This window comes from Cryobacterium aureum (genome assembly GCF_002954245.1).
Lineage (GTDB): Bacteria > Actinomycetota > Actinomycetes > Actinomycetales > Microbacteriaceae > Cryobacterium > Cryobacterium aureum.
The window spans coordinates 1-4197 of sequence record NZ_PPTG01000004.1 but is presented as its reverse complement, the minus strand read 5'-3'; the positions used below and the strand labels follow the sequence as shown (position 1 = coordinate 4197).

Genomic DNA, 4197 nt, shown 5'->3' with positions numbered 1-4197 from the left:
GTCGACGCCGGCACTCCGCACTCGGTTATCGCCGGCCGAATGAAGTCCATTATGGTTATCAACAGCCAGCATTGGCAGCGTAGAAGAAACCACTAATTCCGCTGTCCGAAATGCCCGCGGCAGGTCAATCGCCACGGGGCGACGGTTCTTCTGGTTCCGCTGTTGAGCGCATGTACGAGTCCACCGCCGCTCTCGCCCCGCACGTCGACGCTCGCGAGTGCCCTCGCCGAACCTTCGTCGGTATCCACGCACATTCCGCAGTCAATCGCGCCACCCACCGCGACCGGAACAACTCTCGGGACGTGGGTCAGCCTTTCCAACATGCAGCCAGGCGGTCCTATCGATGCCAAAGGCGAAGGTCTGTGGATCGCCCTGAACTGCGCAGGCAATGGGACTGTGACCGTCGAGGATAGCGGCGGCATGTCGTCCACATTCCTGTGTACATCAGGCGATGTGCTGTTTTATGCCAATCACGACAACCAAGCTCACGGAGAGTCAACAGTCTCGGTGTCCATGACCGGAGATGTTGTCTGGGGACTAACAATCTCGAGTACACCGCTCACCGACTCCGCTCCGAGCTGAGATCGCATCGGAGTAGGGCTTGCCGCGTCCGTGTCATCGGCCCGACTTTAACTTGCCCGGTAGGGGTTCCCGTTGCCGGACCAGATGATCCGGCAACGAGATTTCAATTGAGGGCCCCTCTCAAAGGCCCGATTCGAACTGACGTTGGATAGTGCGATAAAAGGTCGACCGCGCGACGTTGAAAAGTTCCGCCAATTCCGCGCTGGAATGTAGGCCGGCGTTATGTACTTCGATCAAGTGTTTCTGCTGCGCCACCGACAGTTTGAGCTGCTTACCGCGAAGACGCCCTTTCGCTTTGGCCACCTGCATTCCTTCGCGCGTTCTGGCGCGGATTAGATCCGACTCGAATTCGGCGACCATCGCCAAGACGTTGAAAAGGAGGCGCCCGACCGGGTCGTTTGGATCACGCACCGATCCGCCGATACTCAGCTTGACGTCTTTGGCCGTCAGCTCGTCAATGATGTCTTTGGCATCCCTGAGTGACCGTGCGAGTCTGTCGAGTTTGGCGACGACGAGGGTGTCTCCGGCACGGCAGGCGGCCAACGCTTCGCGAAGTCCCGGTCGGGCCCGGTTCGTTCCGGTCAGACCATGATCGGTGTAGATCAGTGATGATCTAACGCCCAGTCGTTCTAGGGCATTTTGTTGGGCAGTGAGATCTTGTTCATCTGTGGAAACGCGTGCGTATCCGATCAGTAATCCATTCATGGCGAAACAATTCCGCTTTGCTGTGAGCGGGTCAATAATCGTCGCAGTCGGGGTCCCTCTTGCGGATCGATGGGACTGCCTACCCAAGCTGCGATTGAGCGTTGGATGCGCTGCCCAACGGCGTATCGCTGTGCCGTCGGGCCTCTGGCCGGATAACCTCTGGCCAGATATGTTGCACTGCCCATACAGTGAAGTCATGTTGCACTCAACCCGGCAAGGCTCCGGTAAGCCACTCCTCCTGATCCATGGACTCGGTTCCAGTATTGGCAACTGGAACCTGGTAATCCCGGCGCTGGCCGCTGAACGCGATGTCATCGCCGTCGACCTCCCCGGTTGCGGCGAATCCGCGCCGCTGACCGGCGAAACCACCATTGCCACGCTGACCGATTCCATCGAAGCCTTTATCCGCGACGCGGAACTGGGTGACCTTGATCTGGTAGGCAGCTCCATGGGCGCCCGGATGGTAATGGAAATGGCACGCCGAGGGCACGCTGGCGCCACGGTCGCACTGGACCCTGGTGGATTCTGGAATGACCGCCAGGCAGCGATCTTTGGTGCAAGCATCAAGGCATCCGTCGCACTCGTGCGCCGCATCCAACCGGCGCTCCCCTTCCTCACGGGCAACCCTGTGGGCCGCACGGCCCTGTTGGCACAGTTCTCCGCCCACCCCTGGAAGCTGCCACAGGATCTGGTCCTGCACGAGCTTCGCGGGTTCAAGACATCGACCAGCCTGGACCCGTCCCTCAACGCGCTGATTCACGGACCCCGCCAGGAAGGTGCACCGGCCGGTTCACTCAAGGGCAAAATGGTTATCGGATGGGGGCGGAAGGACAAGGTCACCGCTCCCAGTGAGGCGGCGCAGGCCACGGAGCTGTTCCCGGATGCAACGCTGCACTGGTTCGAAAACTGCGGTCACTTCCCGCACTGGGACCAACCAACGGAAGCCGCGCGCCTAATTCTCGATAGCACCGGCTGAGCTGCGGCAGAGCGCCCGGGCGGAGCCACCTACGGCTGAGTTGGCTTCAGAAAGGTGGCACCGGTGACGGCTGGGGATGGTGCCCCGTTCTCGGGAGGCATCGACGTCGCCGGTTTCGAATTGGGGAACCGGCTTCACTTGGACCGTGACAGCTAGGGCCTGTCTCCCAATGATGGGCTGTTCATCGGCAGGATGGAGGAGTGAGCCCTCGTTACGCCGTGTTGTCGGATGCCCAGTGGAAGCAGATTGCCCCGTTGATGCCTGCATCGGCGGGGAAGTTGGGCCGTCCGTTCACGGATCACCGTCTTAAGACGGAGGGGATCATCTACCGGTATCGGGCCGGCATCCCGTGGCGGGACCTGCCGCCGCACTTCGGGCCGTGGCAGACGGTCTGGAAACGCCACCGCCGCTACAGTGCCGACGGAACCTGGGACAAGGCCCTTGCTTCGCTGCTGACCCGGGCGGACGCCGCCGGACTGATCAATTGGGAGGTGTCGGTGGACTCCACGGTCAACCGCGCCCACCAGCATGGCACCAACCTTCCCCGCGGGCGAGGCTCGTCTTGAAGGCCTCGAACCGCACCTGCTCTAGGTTGCTCACTTGGCCCCGCAACCGTTCCGCGACGACCTCCCTGTCGGTGACGAACGCCTCGACGCTCATATCTCCTCCGGTCCCGGACCGAAGCCTGCGAAGCTCGCCGATCGTGGCTGTCAGGGCTCGCCTCATCATCGCCTGGAAATCCCACAGCGTCTGGTCACCGTCAAAGTAGAAGATTGCCATAAGGCCATCAAAACAGCCCCGTGCCTCCGGCAGGAACTATGTCGCCGAGTGTCCCGGTGAGGGTTCGACTTACGGGCACGACGTTTCGAGGACCGCGTCGGCAATCCGAGCCAAGCAGGAATCAGGGCTGCGGGATCAGAAAGTGCGCGACGACTGTCAGGGCCAGGATTACCGGCACGGCGAAGACGGTACTTCGGGACATACCGCCCAGCCACCGGTTTGCTCTGGGCCGAAGCAGCAGCCCGACGATGACAGTCGCGAGCAGCGCGAAGAGGATACCTGCGCTAATCAGCGACGCACGAAAAGGTAACAACTGTGGTGGGCACACCGTTGGAAGACTGGCCGAACAGGCCCAACCGGGCAGGACCGGCTGCGCCATCCAAAGCACTAGCAAGCCCAGAAGGACGACGCAAGCTGCGACTACAGGTGAGCGCGTGGCGCCGCGTGTCTTGTTGGGCATGTCGTCAGACTATCGATCAGGCACTCCTGTTGCACGACGACCACGGCGTCGCGGTCGTCGCCGAAGAACTGTATGTTCTGAGTGCAAGCGCTATATGCGTCGCGCACTTCTGCGTTGCAGATGATGCCAGCCTAGGTAACCGTCCCACTGAACGTTCCCCTTACTGGACACGCTCATGGACACAAACATCCTGTCTGAGCTCATGCATGTGGAGGCCGACGCGGCTGTGGTTTCGTGGCTCGATGCAAACTGGCACCCCGTCTACATCACTGCCATCACGGCAGCTGAATCGCCCTTTGGTGTTGAACGGATGACAGCCGGCATGCGCAGAACGCGCATCGCATCGGCGATTGCAGACATGCTCGCAACTGATTTTGCTGAACGCGCCTTTACGAGCTGACTCCACGTTCCACAGACGCCTCGCAAAGCAATAGTCATGGAGGTGTGGGCGGCGGCCCGCTCGATCAGACGCTGGCGAGGCCCGCCCGATTCCCGTATACGGCCACCCTGCGGAAGGGCGCTCAGGGTCGAGATCGGTCATCAAAACATTTCTTTGGGTATTATTTGGGCTCTCATGACGTAACCGTGGGTCCGTTGGGAGCGCCTTAACGGCCGCACGCCGCTCTCCGCCTAGGTTTCTAACTGTCAAAGGTAAGAAACTCGGGAACGGAAAAAGCGGCGTGCGAACTCTAAG

The 4197-nt window shown here is 60.9% G+C and carries 4 protein-coding genes and 1 pseudogene; 3 read left to right on the top strand and 2 right to left on the bottom strand.

What is annotated here, in order from left to right; genetic code table 11:
- Positions 1 to 702: 702 nt before the first annotated feature.
- Positions 703 to 1287 carry a recombinase family protein gene (locus tag CJ028_RS02190; RefSeq protein ID WP_105033656.1) on the bottom strand — a complete coding sequence of 195 codons (585 nt, stop codon included), beginning with the start codon at positions 1285 to 1287 and terminating at the stop codon, positions 703 to 705.
- 196 nt (positions 1288 to 1483) lie between these two features.
- Between CJ028_RS02190 and CJ028_RS02185 the strand changes: the two genes are divergently transcribed.
- Both CJ028_RS02185 and CJ028_RS02180 read left to right on the top strand, forming a co-directional pair.
- Entirely contained in the window at positions 1484 to 2263 is a 780-nt protein-coding gene (locus CJ028_RS02185) for an alpha/beta fold hydrolase (RefSeq protein WP_240607036.1), read from the top strand.
- A 200-nt stretch (positions 2264 to 2463) separates the two neighbouring features.
- Positions 2464 to 2811 (top strand): annotated as a pseudogene (locus CJ028_RS02180) (IS5 family transposase); the annotation flags it as partial.
- Positions 2812 to 3164: 353 nt separating this feature from the next.
- Here CJ028_RS02180 and CJ028_RS02170 read toward each other — a convergent pair.
- Positions 3165 to 3503, bottom strand: a complete 339-nt coding sequence (locus tag CJ028_RS02170) for a hypothetical protein (RefSeq protein WP_105033653.1) — start codon at positions 3501 to 3503, stop codon at positions 3165 to 3167.
- Positions 3504 to 3678: 175 nt separating this feature from the next.
- Between CJ028_RS02170 and CJ028_RS02165 the strand changes: the two genes are divergently transcribed.
- A complete protein-coding gene (locus tag CJ028_RS02165) occupies positions 3679 to 3903 on the top strand; it encodes a PIN domain-containing protein (RefSeq protein ID WP_105033652.1) in 225 nt (74 codons plus the stop codon).
- The last annotated feature ends 294 nt before the right edge of the window (positions 3904 to 4197 follow it).